14 protein-coding genes are annotated in these 14,157 nt (G+C 65.8%); 1 reads left to right on the forward strand and 13 read right to left on the reverse strand.

Annotation, left to right across the window (positions count from 1 at the left end; all coding sequences use genetic code 11):
• Positions 1 to 6: 6 nt before the first annotated feature.
• From VGV07_RS22530 to VGV07_RS22575, 10 genes are all read right to left on the reverse strand, one after another.
• The gene (locus VGV07_RS22530) at positions 7 to 1,044 is read right to left on the reverse strand and encodes a cupin domain-containing protein (RefSeq protein WP_326870987.1); all 1,038 of its coding nucleotides are present in this window, start codon (positions 1,042 to 1,044) and stop codon (positions 7 to 9) included.
• Positions 1,045 to 1,105: 61 nt separating this feature from the next.
• Entirely contained in the window at positions 1,106 to 2,182 is a 1,077-nt protein-coding gene (locus tag VGV07_RS22535; RefSeq protein WP_326870988.1) for a LacI family DNA-binding transcriptional regulator, read from the reverse strand.
• The gene (locus VGV07_RS22540; protein ID WP_326870989.1) at positions 2,167 to 2,931 is read right to left on the reverse strand and encodes an SDR family NAD(P)-dependent oxidoreductase; all 765 of its coding nucleotides are present in this window, start codon (positions 2,929 to 2,931) and stop codon (positions 2,167 to 2,169) included. The genes VGV07_RS22535 and VGV07_RS22540 overlap by 16 nt, the downstream gene beginning before the upstream one ends.
• A 1-nt stretch (position 2,932) precedes the next feature.
• Entirely contained in the window at positions 2,933 to 4,258 is a 1,326-nt protein-coding gene (gene hisD / locus VGV07_RS22545) for a histidinol dehydrogenase (RefSeq protein ID WP_326870990.1), read from the reverse strand.
• An 86-nt stretch (positions 4,259 to 4,344) separates the two neighbouring features.
• Complete coding sequence (locus VGV07_RS22550) at positions 4,345 to 5,724, reverse strand: amidase (protein ID WP_326870991.1); 1,380 nt, start codon at positions 5,722 to 5,724, stop codon at positions 4,345 to 4,347.
• Entirely contained in the window at positions 5,721 to 5,873 is a 153-nt protein-coding gene (locus tag VGV07_RS22555) for a hypothetical protein (RefSeq protein WP_326870992.1), read from the reverse strand. The genes VGV07_RS22550 and VGV07_RS22555 overlap by 4 nt, the downstream gene beginning before the upstream one ends.
• Positions 5,873 to 6,931, reverse strand: coding sequence for a sn-glycerol-3-phosphate ABC transporter ATP-binding protein UgpC (locus VGV07_RS22560; RefSeq protein ID WP_326870993.1), 1,059 nt, complete (start codon positions 6,929 to 6,931; stop codon positions 5,873 to 5,875). The genes VGV07_RS22555 and VGV07_RS22560 overlap by 1 nt, the downstream gene beginning before the upstream one ends.
• A 5-nt stretch (positions 6,932 to 6,936) precedes the next feature.
• Positions 6,937 to 7,821, reverse strand: coding sequence for a carbohydrate ABC transporter permease (locus tag VGV07_RS22565; protein ID WP_326870994.1), 885 nt, complete (start codon positions 7,819 to 7,821; stop codon positions 6,937 to 6,939).
• Between the two features lie 2 nt (positions 7,822 to 7,823).
• The gene (locus VGV07_RS22570) at positions 7,824 to 8,855 is read right to left on the reverse strand and encodes a sugar ABC transporter permease (RefSeq protein ID WP_326870995.1); all 1,032 of its coding nucleotides are present in this window, start codon (positions 8,853 to 8,855) and stop codon (positions 7,824 to 7,826) included.
• Between the two features lie 69 nt (positions 8,856 to 8,924).
• Positions 8,925 to 10,160, reverse strand: coding sequence for an ABC transporter substrate-binding protein (locus VGV07_RS22575; RefSeq protein ID WP_326870996.1), 1,236 nt, complete (start codon positions 10,158 to 10,160; stop codon positions 8,925 to 8,927).
• 359 nt (positions 10,161 to 10,519) lie between these two features.
• Here VGV07_RS22575 and VGV07_RS22580 point away from each other — a divergent pair, with 359 nt between their 5' ends.
• The gene (locus VGV07_RS22580) at positions 10,520 to 10,708 is read left to right on the forward strand and encodes a DUF2934 domain-containing protein (protein WP_326870997.1); all 189 of its coding nucleotides are present in this window, start codon (positions 10,520 to 10,522) and stop codon (positions 10,706 to 10,708) included.
• Between the two features lie 9 nt (positions 10,709 to 10,717).
• Here VGV07_RS22580 and VGV07_RS22585 read toward each other — a convergent pair whose 3' ends face one another.
• From VGV07_RS22585 to VGV07_RS22595, 3 genes are all read right to left on the reverse strand, one after another.
• The gene (locus VGV07_RS22585) at positions 10,718 to 12,517 is read right to left on the reverse strand and encodes an alpha-amylase family glycosyl hydrolase (protein WP_326870998.1); all 1,800 of its coding nucleotides are present in this window, start codon (positions 12,515 to 12,517) and stop codon (positions 10,718 to 10,720) included.
• Positions 12,518 to 12,670: 153 nt separating this feature from the next.
• Positions 12,671 to 13,162: a ferritin-like domain-containing protein gene (locus VGV07_RS22590; protein WP_326870999.1), complete on the reverse strand. Its 492-nt coding sequence runs from the start codon at positions 13,160 to 13,162 to the stop codon at positions 12,671 to 12,673.
• 109 nt (positions 13,163 to 13,271) lie between these two features.
• On the reverse strand, positions 13,272 to 13,979 hold the full coding sequence (locus VGV07_RS22595; protein ID WP_326871000.1) for a Crp/Fnr family transcriptional regulator: 708 nt from the start codon (positions 13,977 to 13,979) through the stop codon (positions 13,272 to 13,274).
• Positions 13,980 to 14,157: the final 178 nt, after the last annotated feature.

Here is a 14,157-nt window from a genome sequence, read left to right on the forward strand (position 1 = left end):
CTCCTCCTATTCCGCCGCCTGGGCCGCCGCGAAGACCGGGGCGGCGGGCGCCGCGGCGCCGCGGATGACGAAGGCGATGGCGTCGGCGGAAGCCGGGTTGCGGTAGGTGTGCATCAGCCCGATCGGCACGGTCAGCGTGTCGCCCGCGCCGAGGATCAGCGTGCCGCCATCCCAACTGAACTCGAGCGTGCCGGACTGGACGAAGATCACTTCCTGTTCCGAGCGGGCATGGGCGGGGATGCTGGCCCCGGTTTCAAGTTTCAACCGCCGGAGGGCGAAACCGTGCTGCCAATGGCCGATGATCGGGCCGGCGGCAAAGCCGTCGGCGGCATCGACGTCGCCGATCAACGCGGCTTCCTCGACACCTTCGCCGGCCAGCGGCGAGTTGGGGTTGGCGCGCATGTCGGCGGCCTTTATGGCGTATCTTGCCAGCTCGGACATTGGCGGGGTGGCCAGTTCCCTGAGCTTGGCCGCATCGGGCGGCTGCTCCATTTCGGCGCCTTCGGGGACCTTTTCGCCCAGGGTCGTGTCGATCAGCTTGCCGCCCTTCAGCAGCTTCAGGCCGAAATCCTCGGCCATCTTGAACACCGAGGGAGCCCAGACGACCTTGCCCGGATCGTCATGGCCGAGCACCACGGCGAGGAAGCCGGTGCCCTCGTCGCGCTTTTCGAAGCCGCGGAACATATGGGTCGGCACGGTCGCCACATCGCCCGGCTCGACATCGAGATAGCCCTCATCCTTGTTGGCGCCGAAGACGAAGCGCCATTTGCCGGTATGGACGAGGAAGGTCTCGGCGGTCAGGTGGCTGTGTTGCGAGTTGGTGCAGCCGAAGGGCTGGCGCGCCGCGCCGAAATTGAAGCCATGCGCCTCGGGAATGTGCACCACCTGGGCTTTGTTCTCGGAGACGCCCGGCCCGATGATGGTGAAGTTCTCCTTGCGGTCGGAGCCCGGTGTGCGGGCATCGATGAAGGCGTTGCGGAGGCCCTTGAGATCGGCATAGCGGACGAGGCGCTTTTCCATCGCCTCCTGGGTCCATTCGCTCATTGGAATATCCTTTCCTTTTCGGATGCATTCGTATGCACAGCGCGCGCCGGCAAAGCGGGGTTCATGTGGCGCGCTCCGGGCGGTAGACGCGCTGGCCGTCGATTTCGACGATGCCGGTCCTGGGCAGCCGCGAAGAGCTGCGGACGATCAGCTCGCCGGGCAGGATCTTGTGTTGCGGCTCGATTTCGCCCGAGTGGATCTGGTCCATCAGGATATCGACCGTGGCTTCGACCATTGGGCCGATCGGCTGGGTCACCGAGGTGATATCGTAGCTGGGCCAGCGGGCCGGGCCGACATCGTCATAGCCGACCAGCGAGAGATCGTCGGGGATGGTGAGGCCGAACTCGTGCCGGGCCACATCCATCACCGCCACCGCCATGTGGTCGTTGGCAACGAAGATCGCTTCGGGCCGCCGGGGCAGGGCAAGCAGTTCACGCGCTGCGGCTTCGGCCTCGAGGCGCGAATAGTTGCCGGTCCGCACCGCGATATCGGTGATGCCGTGCGCTTCGAGCGCCTCGCGGAAACCGCCGAAGCGATCGCGATTGGTGGAGGAGTTCTCGAGCCCGGCGATGTAGCCGAAACTCCTGTGCCCGCCGGCGACGAGGAACTCGCCGAGCAGCCGGCCGCCTTCGCGGTTGCGCGTGGTGACCGAGGACGTCTCGTCGCGCTCGGTGGTGCGGTTGAACAGCACTACCGGGATGCCGGCGACGGCGCATTCGGCGGCGAGCTCGGAGCTCAGCGACGTGGAGGCGAGGATGATGCCATCGACGCGATACTGCATCAGCTGGTCGAACACCGGGTCGCTGTCGCGGTCCTTGAAACCGGTGAACAGCAGCATGTGGTAGTTCTCGGCCGAGAGCCGGCGGCCCAGTTCCTCGAGCACGTCGGGGTAGAACAGGTTCTCGAGGTAGGCCATCACCACGGCGATGATGCGCGAGCGGTTGGTGATCAGCGAGCGGGCGATGGCATTGGGCCGATAGCCCAGCTCCTTGGCGGCGGCCAGTACCTTGGCGCGGGTCTTGGGCGAAATCGATGCGCCGGGCGTGAAGGTGCGCGACACCGCCGACTGGCTGACGCCGGCATGTTCGGCCACCTGCGACGAGGTGACGGGCGTCTTCTTGGTTATTCCGCCGTCCATCCGCCATCCACCATCAGTGCCGACCCGGTGATCATGGCGGCCCAGTCGGAGGCGAGAAAAACCACCGGCCCCATGATGTCCTCGATCCGCCCCAGCCGCCCCAGCTTGATCTTTTCCAGCACCCAGCGCCGAAACGCCGGATCGGAGAGGCCCTTCGCCGTCATCTCGGTTTCGATGAAGGTGGGGCAGATCGTGTTGACGCGAATATTGTGTGGTCCGAGCTCGATCGCCATGCCCTTGCTCAGGCCTTCCACCGCAAACTTGGTGGCCGAATAGACGGCCCGGCGCGGCGCCGAGACATGGCCCATCTGGGAGGAGACATGGATGATCGAGCCGGGCTTGCCCGCTTCGACCAGCCGTTGCGCCACCGCCTGCGAGACGAACAGCAACGCCCTGAGGTTGAGGTCGGCCACCGCATCGAAATCGGCTTCCGAAACGGCGAGGAAATCGCCGTGCCGGGCGCCGCCGGCGCTGTTGACGAGAATGTCGAATGGCGCCGCCGCCGCAACGAACGTCCTGAACGCCGGGGTGTCGGTGACATCGAGCGCCGCGCCTTCGACCGCAAGTCCGGCGGCTCGCATCTCTGCCGCCACCGCCTCGACATCGGCGGCAGTGCGCGCGGTGATGGTCACCGCCGCACCGGCTTCAGCCAGTGCCACCGCAGCGCCCAGCCCGATGCCGCGCGTGCCGCCCGTCACCAGGGCGCGCTTGCCGTCGAGCCGGATGCTGGGGGTGCGTGGCAGGCTCATCTTACTCGGCAGCCGCCTTTGGGCTCGCCGCCGTGCCATAGGGGACGTTGCGCCCGCCATAGCGACGCACGCGGATATTGCCCTGCTCGGCATGGCCGGCGAAGCCTTCGAGCATCGAGAGGCGCGAGGCATATTCGCCGACCAGCGCCGAGGCCTCGTCGCTCTCGACGATCTGCCAGGTACAGGTCTTGAGGAACTTGCCGACCCACAGACCGCCGGTGTAGCGCGCCGCCTTCATGGTGGGCAGCGTATGGTTGGTGCCGATCACCTTGTCGCCATAGGCGACGTTGGTGCGCGGCCCGAGGAACAGCGCGCCATAGTTTTGCAGCGTGTCGCGGAACCACAGGTCGCGGTCGGTCATCACCTGCACGTGCTCGGACGCGATGCGGTCGGCGACCTCCACCATTTCCTCGTAGCTGTCGCAGACGATCACCTCGCCGAAATCCAGCCAGGACTGGCGGGCCACTTCGCCGGTCGGCAGGATCTGCAACAGCCGCTCGACATAATCCATGGTCTCGCGCGCCAGTTTCTCGGAATTGGTGAGGAGAATGGCGGGGCTGGTGGGGCCATGCTCGGCCTGGCCGAGCAGGTCCGTGGCGCAAAGTTCGCCATCGACGCTCTCGTCGGCAATGACGAGGGTTTCGGTGGGGCCGGCGAACAGGTCGATGCCGACGCGGCCAAACAGCTGGCGCTTGGCTTCGGCCACATAGGCATTGCCCGGGCCGACCAGCATGTCGACCGGCTTGATGCTCTCGGTGCCGATGGCCATGGCGCCGACCGCCTGGATGCCGCCCAGCACATAGATCTCGTCGGCGCCGGCCATGTGCTGCGCCGCAACGATCGCCGGCGCCGCCTTGCCGTTGAACGGGGGCGCGCAGGTGATGACGCGGCCGCAGCCGGCGACCTTGGCGGTGAGCACCGACATATGTGCCGAGGCGAGCAGCGGATATTTGCCGCCGGGCACGTAGCAGCCGACCGAGGCGATCGGCACGTGCTTGTGGCCCAGCGTCACGCCGGGCAGGGTTTCGATCGCCAGCTCATGCATGGTGCCCTTCTGGGCGATGGCGAAGTTGCGCACCTGAGTCTGGGCGAAGCTGATATCGGCGAGATCCTGCTCGCTCAACTGGGCGATGCAGGCATCGATCTCGGCCTGGCTCAGGCGGTAGTCCGGCCGGTCCCAGCCGTCGAACTTCTGCGACAGCTCACGCACCGCCGCGTCACCGCGCTTTTCGATGTCGCTGAGGATGGTCTCGACCGTCAGGCGGACCTGCTTGTTGGCCTCGGCGCGCTCCTCGACCGTCTTGCTCTGCTTCAACCAACGCGCCATTGCCCGCTCCCGCACTGCTTCTTGAGTTGTTGTGTCACATTAGCTTACGTTGCATACGTATGCAACGAGGTAAGTTGCAGCCTACTTCAGGCGGGCTGCAGATCGATATCAGACCTTAGGGGAGGGCGCTGTACTGCGTGGTCGGTGGCGTTTTCGAACGCCTGGCCAATGGCGCAGATGCCGGCTTCGTCACCCAGCCGGCCGACCACCTGCATGCCGAGCGGCAGGCCGGCGGCAAAGCCGATCGGCAGCGCCAGCACCGGGTTGCGCGTCAGGTTGAACGGCAGGGTGCGCATATGCGTCCATACCGAGGTTTCGCCGTCGAAGGCGGAAAAGGGCAGGGCGGGGGTGAGTGTATTGACGGTCACCAGCGCATCGAAGCGCCCGAAGATTTCGGCCTCGATGCGGCGGGCCAGCTCGTCCGCAGCGCGCCGGGCGAGGGCGACATCGTCGGCACCGAGGCTCAGGCCGCTCAGCAGGTTGCGCCGGGCGAGCACCCCGTACTCGTCGCCGCGGCTGCGCAGCAACTCGGCGTGCACCGCCAGCGCCTCGGCCTGGATGATCACCGCCCCGGCCGCCTCGAACAGGTGATAGTCGGGCAGCGAGACTTCCTCGATCCGTGCGCCCTGCAGCGACAGGGCCGATGCCGCACCGTCCATCGCGGCGATGACTGCCGGGCTCGTCGCGGGGTCGTTGGCGAACCACGCGCGGGCATAGGCGATACGTCGCCCTTCGATCCCCTCGGCAAGCCGGGCTGCGGCGTTGCAGCCCTCACCGATGGCGTCGAGCGTCAGGGCGGCTTCGGCGACGCTGGCGCTGATCGGCCCGACATGGTCGAGCGACGGCGACAGCGGAAAAATGCCGTCGCGCGAGACGCGGTCATAGGTGGGCTTCAGCCCGACGACGCCGCAATAGCTGGCGGGGCTGCGGATCGAGCCGCCGGTATCGGTGCCGATGCTGGTGCGCAGCAGGCCGCCGGCCACCGCCGCGGCCGACCCGGAGGACGAGCCGCCGGTAATGTGCTCGGTATTCCACGGGTTGCGCGAAGCGGGGAAGGGCAGGTCGAAGCTGGGGCCGACCAGGGCGAACTCATAGGTCATGAGCTTGCCGACCAGCACCGCGCCGGCGGCGCGCAGCCGCTCGGCGACGGCGGCGTCGCGAGCCGGCACATGGGCGGCGAACAGCCGCGAGCCCGAAGTGGTGCGGATGTCGGCCGTATCGATCAGGTCCTTGAGGCCGATGGGGATGCCGTGCAGCGGGCCGCGATCGACCCCTTCACCGAGCTCCTGGTCGGCCCGTGCGGCATCCTCGAGCGCCCGCTCCGCCGTCACGGTGACGAAGGCATGGTAGCGCGGGTCGCGCGTCCGGATGCGTTCGAGGTGCGCCTCGACCAGCGCCACCGCGGTCAGCGTGCCGTCGCGCAGGCGCGCGCCGGCGGTTCCGATCGAATAGTCAGCAGCACTCAACGCAGCAGGTCCGATTTCCTCAACAGCGCCAGGCAGCCCGCGAGCCAGCGGGCTCCGGCGAGCACCGCCGGCAGTTCGGCGGGCGCAATGGCGATCCGCTGCTTTCTAGCAGCTTCTGCGAGGTCTGCGCTGCTTGGCGTATCGGGCATCAGGCGGCGGCCTCGATGCGCTCGCCGCTGGTGCGATCGAACAGATGGCAGGCGGCCGGCGCGATACTGGCGCGCACCACGTCGCCGATCTGGGCGCGATAATCCTTGGCGGTCTTGATCGACACCAGCTCGCCGCCGGCCCGCATCGAAATCATCGTCGCTTCGCCGAGCAGCTCGACCGAATAGATCGGCGCAGTGACGTTGCCGCCTTCGCCGGCCAGCGTTGCATCCTCGGCGCGGAAGCCCAGCGTCACGGGGCCCTTTGCCCCGCGGGGCAGGCCGGCGACTTCGATGTTTTCGCCGCGGAACACGCCGTCGGCGATGTCGCCCTGCACCAGGTTCATCGCGGGCGAGCCGATAAAGCCGGCAACGAAGGTGTTGGCGGGGCGATCGTAGATCTGCATGGGCGTGCCCACCTGCTGCACCACGCCACGGCTCATCACCACGACGCGGTCGGCCAGCGTCATGGCTTCGATCTGGTCATGCGTCACGTAGATGGTGGTGGTCTTCAGAGTGTGGTGCAGGTTCTTGATCTGCGCCCGGGTCGAGACGCGCAGCTTGGCATCGAGGTTGCTGAGCGGCTCGTCCATCAGGAAGGCGTTGGGTTCGCGGACGATCGCGCGGGCCAGCGCCACGCGCTGCCGTTGCCCGCCCGAGAGGGCAGCGGGGCGGCGCTCGAGGAACTCGTCGAGCTCCACCATTTTGCTCGCCCGCATCACCCGCTCATGGTGCTGCTCGGCCGGCACCTTCCGCACCTTCAAGGGGAAGCGGATGTTTTCGTACACCGTCATGTTGGGGTAGAGCCCGTAGCTCTGGAACACCATCGAGATGTCGCGGTCCTTGGGCTCGAGCTTGTTGACCAGCCGGTCGCCGATCCAGATCTCGCCATCGCTCACATCCTCGAGCCCGGCGATCATCCGCATGGTGGTGGTCTTGCCGCAGCCCGAGGGGCCGAGCAGCACCAGGAACTCCTGGTCGGCGATATCGAGGCTGAACTCCTTGACGCCGACGAAATTGGTCCAGCGCTTCGACACGTTTTTCAGTTGGATCCGGGCCATGTGGATCAGCCTTTCACTGCGCCGGCGGTGAGCCCGCTGACGATCTGGCGTTGGAAGAAGAGGACGAGGATGAACAGCGGCACCGTCGCCGAGACCACCGCGGCCACCGCGTACATGACGTTGCCCTGTTCCTGCACCGAGCCGAGGAAGCTCGAGATCTTCGGCACCATGGTCTGGTTGTCGGCGCTGAGCAGCATCGAGGTGGTGGCGAAGTCGTTATAGGCCAGCAGGAAGCTGAACAGCCCGGTGGTCACCACGCCTGGCCACATCACCGGGATGATGACGCGGCGGAACGCCTCGAAGCGCGAGCAGCCATCGACCATGGCGCTCTCGTCGAGATCCTTGGGAATCGAGAGGAAGAACGAGTGCAGCATCCACAGCGTGAACGGCTGGTTGATGGCGACGAGCACGATGATCGAGGTGGGCAAGACGCCCCAGATGTTGAGCTGGAAGAAGGGCAACAGGTACCCCGACACCAGCGTGATATGCGGCATGGCGCGGAACACCAGGGCGGCGATGAGGATCCAGAAGGCGTAGCGCTGGCCGGAGCGGGCGAGGGCATAACCGCCCAGCGTGCCGAGCGTCAGCGAGATGACGGTCACCGACACGGTGACGATGGCGGTGTTGAACACGGCGCGCCAGAATTCGCGCGTCACCCAGGCGCCGTAATAGCCGTCGCCGGTGAAGGCGGAGCCGGTCTGCTTGATGGTGTTGGTGCCGAAAATGGCGTTCCACCAGCTCTCGCGGGAGAAGAAATCCACCTCGACCTTGAACGAGCCCCACACCGTCCAAAGGAACGGGAAGGCGGCGAGGATCACCCACAGGACGATGAAGGCGGAGACGATCAGCTTGAGCGGCAACGGGCGCCGGAGCGCGATGGAGTCGGACATCGTCACACCACCTTGTGGTTGAATTCGCGCCAGGTGCGCAGCAGCACCGGCATCAGCAGGATCACCACGCCGATAATGGTCAGCACCGAGGTGGCGCCGGCCGAGCCAAACAGCTGCGCGTCGCCCGACAGATCGTTGAAGATCATCCAGCTCAGCGAGGTGGCGTTGGCCTCGGCCGAAAAGCCGACGATCGGCTCGAAGACGCGGAAATTGTCCATCAGCTGCACCAGCGCGACGAAGGTCGCGAGCGGCGCCAGATGGGGCATGATGACGTAGCGGATGCGCTCCCAGCGCGAGGCGCCATCGATCATCGCCGATTCCAGCGTGTCCGACGGCACGGTCTGCAGCCCGGCATAGAACACCACGAACGAGAACGGCGCATTGGTCCAGACGCCATAGAACAGCAGCGACAGCCAGGTGAGCAGCGGCGAGGCGCGAAGCGACAGGCGCGGATCGTTGAAGATGTCCTGAATGGTAGCGCCGATAATGCCTTGCGGGTGGATCATCCAGTAGAGAATCAACGAGCCGACCAGCGGCGTGATGATCATCGGCAGGAGCGAGAAGAAGATCACCGGGCCCTTGATCAATTTGGGGATGGTGTTGACCGCCAGCGCGATCAAAAAGCCCAGCGCCATGGCGAGCGGCGTCACCACGAAGCAGAACACCAGGGTGAAGGCGAGCGCCTTGTAGAAGGGCAGGTTGTAGATGCGGGTCAGCACATCGGCGAGGCCGCGGTTGTCGGCGAAGATGGCGCCGAGCTCGTTGACCGCCAGGTGCCCGCGGTTGAGATAGGTGCCCAGCCCGTTGAACTGGCCGAGCGGCTGTTCCTTTTCGAGCGTGGCGGTGGCTTCGGCATCGACCCGCACTTCCTTGGTGCAGCCGCCGAAGGGCTGGCAGTTCTCGACTTCGACGAGAATGCGCCCATGCTCGACATAGAACGATTGCACTACCACCGAAACGATCGGCAGGGCGATGAACAGCACCATCGCGATGAGCGATGGGAGGATGAAGGCGAAGAATGTCTTGTGCGGCATCGAGCGCCTCCAGGTCGGTTGAAAGACGTCGGGAGAGGCCGGACTGCGGCCCCTCCCGGCAAACCGGGCTTAGAGGAAGCCACCTTCCTTGGCGGCAGTGTCGTAGGCAGCCTTGACGTCGGCAAGAGCCTGCTTGGCATCTTCCTGGCCGGCCATGAATTCGGCGAGCTCGGACGAGAGCGCCGTGTGCAGCAGGCCCATATAGGGCTGCATCGGGTAGGCGCGGGCGCCGGCGGTCGCGTTGGCGATGACGCCGACTGCCGCCGGGCCGGGGGTGTAGCCCTTGACCAGCCAGGTGGCGACAGCGGCGTTCTTCGCCACCATATCGGGGTTGATGCCGTGCACCATGGCGCGGAACGAAGCCTCGGCGTCTTCATCCGAGATGTTCTTGGCGATGGTGAAGCCATCCCACCAGAGCGCGGCGCCGGGGATCGACTGGCCGGCAATGGTCGGCGCGGCCGCCAGCACGGTGTTGGCGACGACGCCCTCGGCAGCGCCTTCGTCGTCGAGCGTGGCGCCGGCGAGCGAGCCCCACTCGTTCATGATGGCGACCTTGCCCGCCTCATACTCGGCCTTGATGCCGTTGGCGTCGAAGGTCAGGTAATCGGGGTCCATGTAGGCGGTCATCGCCTTCATGACTTCGAGCACCTTGGCGCCGTTCTCGTTGTCGATGGCGAGCTCGGCGCTGCCGGGGGCAAAGAACTCGCCACCGGTGCCGAGATAGGCGTTGACGAACTCGGCGGCGAGATCCCAGCCCGGCTTGACGCTGGCGGCCAGCGGGGTTTCCATCAGCCCGGCATCCTTGATCGCCTTGGCGGCGGCGAGCACGTCATCCCAGGATTTGGGCGCGGCGACGCCGGCCTTGTCGAGAATGTCCTTGCGGTAGAACAGGTGCTGGCCGTTGCCCATGAAGGCGATGGCCATGACCTTGCCGTCGATCTTGATCAGCTGGTTGGGCTGCAGGTCCTGGCCGTATTTGGCGACGAGATCGTCGAGCGGGCGGATCAGGTTGTCGTTGAGCAGCGGCACGATCGAATTGTTGGCGACCACCGCGACGGTGTATTCGGCCGGATTGATCGAGAGGGCAGGGACCTGCAGGTTCTTGTGCTCGGCCGTGGCATTGGCGGTGACCTTCACCGCATCGGTGGCGCACTCCTCGGCGGTGCTGTTGACGAGGCGCAGGGCCTCGAAATCGTTGGACAGAATGCGGACCGAGCCCGCGGTGATCCCGCAATCGGCAAAGGCTGCACCCGCACCGAGGCAGAGCGCTGCGATGGACACGCCGGCCGCCAGAAAATGCTTCATCTCGTCTCTCCTGTTTCGCCGGGCTGTTCGTGATGACCGCGGCGATTGTTCTCCCGCGCAGGAGCGGCGAGGGGACCCGGAGCGTCTGAAGCCTGGGGGTCGCGTGCCCTGCGATGGCCAAGGCTATGACAATTTTGCATACGAATGCAAACTGATTTTGCATGCGTATGCATCACTTTGCACAAATGCCCGTTTTTATGCCTTGCAACAGGGGCTTGGGAGCCATGCGGGAGATGCAGGTTGAGGGGAGAGATGGATGGCGGCAAACCTGTTGGTGAATGGCTGGCCTCAGCCCGGTGCTCGGCTTTGCCAATGGATCGGACTGGGCAAATCGACGTTTCCCTACGAAGGAGCGCGACATGTACGAAGACACCGATAAATTCGTCGATCTCAACTTCGAGCAGAACGTACGACAGGCGGCCTATCTCCTCTGGGAGAAGGACGGCCGGCCGTTCGGCAGCGAGAAGGAATACTGGTTCAAGGCGCTGGAGGCGCAACTGGCGGCGCGCGACAAGGCCAAGAGTCACCCCAAGCCGGCGAACGATTGAGGGCCGCCGCTACCAGGCTACGGCCGACCATGGGCCCAGATGCAGATGCTCGCCCTGTTGCACGTATGTGCCGCTCGAAACTGGTGCAGCGCCGACCACGCAACCCATCTCGCAGGCGGCCGGGGTAGGGTTCAGCGCCATGGTGAGCGTTCCCGCCTCGAATATCCAGCTGACGATCAGGCAGTTGCCGTGCCGTGCAGTCCGCGCATCGTGGCAGGGGGTAGCGGCGAGCGGCCAGACCTTTTCGCGGCGCCAGCGACCGAGCGTCCGGAACCGCTCCAGTGCGGCGCGGCGCTCGGGCAGTCCATATTCGGGCCATGGCAGCTTTGCCATTTCGAAGGTTCCGGGGTCATTCGGCTCGGGTAGGCCGCCGGGTCCCACATCGTCATGAAACATGTCGCGCATCTGCTGGTAGCGCTCGTCAGCCTTGGCCCGCGCTGCCGGCTCCGGCAGGTCGACGAAGAACGGAAAGCCGCTCTCGATATTGGCTTCGTCGCCCATGAAGCAGAGTGGAACCTGCGGCGCGAGAAACTTCACGAAATGCGCGAAATCCAGCTGCTCAGGACTGATGCGCGCCGATAACCGCCTGGCATCGGAGCGATTGCCGAGCTGGTCGTGGTTCTGCACATAGGTGATGAAGCTGTCGGGCGGGAGCTGACTGCCATCGCCGCCACGCGTGCGGCCGTCGCTGCCGTCGCCCTCCGAAGGGTCGTGGATGAAGCCGTCGGCGAGCGCCTTCTCGAGATCGGCATAGGGATCCTTGTCCGGATCGTCATAGCCGGTGCGCGCGCCCTCGCCGGTGACGAGGAACGCCAGCACGTGATGCATGTCGTCATTCCATTGCGCCGAATACTGCATCGGGCGGTTGTGCTCGTCGCGCTCGAGCAGGCCGAACGTGTTGCGTACGTTCTCGACGATCAGCGCGGCATGGGGCTTTGCGGCGCGGGCCGTGGCAGCGAGCACGCCGAGGAAGCGCTCCCGGCTCTCGGTCTTGATCTCGTGCACGCTGTCGAGGCGGAGGCCATCGAAATCATACTCGGTCAGCCACATCACCGCGTTCTCGTAATAGAACTGGCGAACCATCGGCTCGTCGAAATTGATCCCCGGTCCCCACGGCGTATCGATGTCGTCGCGGAACCAGTTGGGCGCGTAATGCGGGATGAAGTTATCGGTACCGCCAAAGTGGTTGTAGACCACGTCGAGGATCATGCCGAGGCCGAGAGCATGGGCGCGATCGACCAGGGCGCGGAGGTCCTCGGGGGTGCCGTAGCTCTGCTCGGGCGCAAAGATCAGCGTGCCGTCATAGCCCCAGTTGCGCCGGCCGGGAAACTCGTTGACCGGCATGATCTCGAGCACCGTGTAGCCAGCGTCGCGAAAATGCTCGAGGCGCTCGGCGAGCGCCCGGAAGGTACCCTCGGGCGTTGCAGCACCGACATGCACTTCGGCGATGACGCTCTCGTGCCATGGGCGCACCGGACCGGTTTGGAGCGGGCGGGGCAGGGGGCGGCGTACAACACTCCAACCCCTCGCATCATCGACCTGCTGGCGCGAGGCGATATCGGGGAAGCTCAACCCGCCGGCGCGGAACAGGTAGCGTGTGCCGGGGCCAACGCCCTCGACCTCGAAGCTGAAAACGCCTTCGCTCGTGGGTTCGGCACTCAACGGGGCGCGGCCGTCGATCAGCAGCTCGAGGGTCCTGCAGGCGGGCGCCCACAGGCGGAAGGTCGTACCGTGTTCGGTAACAAGCGGGCCGAAGCGGGTGGCTCGAGCGGCAGGCGCAGCCACGTCACGGATCAGTTCGGTGGTCATTTTTCGGGGTACCGTCGCGATATAGTGTCTTGTCGGCTCCTTCGAGGTCGACGCGCTTGAGGATCGCCTCGAGCTTGGTGGTGGACGTGCGGGGCGATCGCGCGGAGGCGATCCCCGGCGCGCGGCGCCGGGGATCGACGGATCGGCGGCCGATCAGGCGGCCTTGAGGTTCACCTGCGAGGTTGCGACCTTGGAGAGCTTCTCGTCGGTGGCGACTTCTTCCTTGAGCGTGGCATCGAGCAGCGACACCGCGTCCTTCAACCCCATCTGCCCGGCCCAGGTCTTGAGTGTGCCATAGCGGGCGATCTCGTAGTGCTCGACCGCCTGCGCGGCCGAGACGAGGCCGGCATCGAGGGCCGGGGTGCCCTTGAACTCGTCCATGATGGATTTGCCTTCCTCGAGAATGCCGAGGATGGCATCGCAGGTCTTGCCGCGGGCCGGCTTGCCGATAAGTTCGAACACCTGCTCCAGCCGCTCGACATGGCCTTCGGTTTCTTCGAGGTGCTGTTCGAAGCCGGCCTTGAGTTCAGGCGCTTCGGCTGCCTTGGCCATCTTGGGCAGGGCCTTCAGGATCTGCTTTTCGGCGTAGTAGATGTCCTTGAGGGTGTCGAGGAACAGGTCGTCCAGGGTCTTCTCGCTGGCCATGGTGCATTCTCCGTTGTGTATGGATGCGACGCTGTTCGGAGAATTTCGATGTAGGGAAGTGGTTCCCGGGGAGAGATGAGCAGTGGCTGCCGGGACATTCGCGTCTCCCCTACAACCAGTGCAGACTGCGGGTCGGGGACGCGGGCAGGTTCACCAGTTCGGCGAGCTTTTCGGCATCGTGGATGGTTACCAGGCCGTCCTGCCAGGTGGCGATGCCGCGGCTGCGCAGGGCCCTCAGGGTCCGGTTGGCGTGAACGATGCTCATGCCGGTGGCGTCTGCCACATCCTGCTGGGTCAGCGGGGCGCTGAAGCTCAGCCCCTGGTTGGGGTCGTTGAGGCGTAGCCGCCGGTGGAGGATGAGGATCAGCGCGGCGACCCGCCGGTGGCCGGGCATGCGTCCGACCAGCGCCAGCAGCGTCATCAGGTGCACGCTGTCTTCCTGGGCCCAGAGGAACAGCAGCGCCGCGAGCCGCGGGTAGTCGCGGAAGGCGCGGCCGAAGGCCTGCAGCGGAATGGTCTCGATTTCCACTTCGGTCAGCGCCTGGATGGTTTCGGCGGCGGCGTGGCCGGCGAGGCTCGGCAGCCCGACGAGATCGCCGGCCACGTGGAAACGGGTGATCTGCCGTCCGCCCTCGGCGGTGGAGAGGCTGCAGGCGAGCCAACCCGAACGCAGGCGATAAATCTCGGGGTCGGGCGCCCCTTCGTGCCTGAGATAGGCGCCGCGCCGCACCGTCCTCGTCGGCCCGCTGATCAGCTCGAGGCTCCTGAGGTCGTCCGGTTCCAGCGCGGCAACAGACGAAAACCGCGTCAGGTCCATGAGGCAGCCGATCCGACCGGTTGCACCATGTGCCCGAGCGACGGACCACACCACATGCGGCGGCCGGTATAAGGTCGTCGGCTGGTACCGTAGTCGGGCATGGTTTCCGTCGTTGCTGGCGCTGACCCAAGCACTAGCCTCAGTCCGGATTGCCCCCATTAACAAAAGCTAAGGTACC

This window comes from Devosia sp., assembly GCF_035944845.1.
Taxonomy (GTDB): domain Bacteria; phylum Pseudomonadota; class Alphaproteobacteria; order Rhizobiales; family Devosiaceae; genus Devosia_A.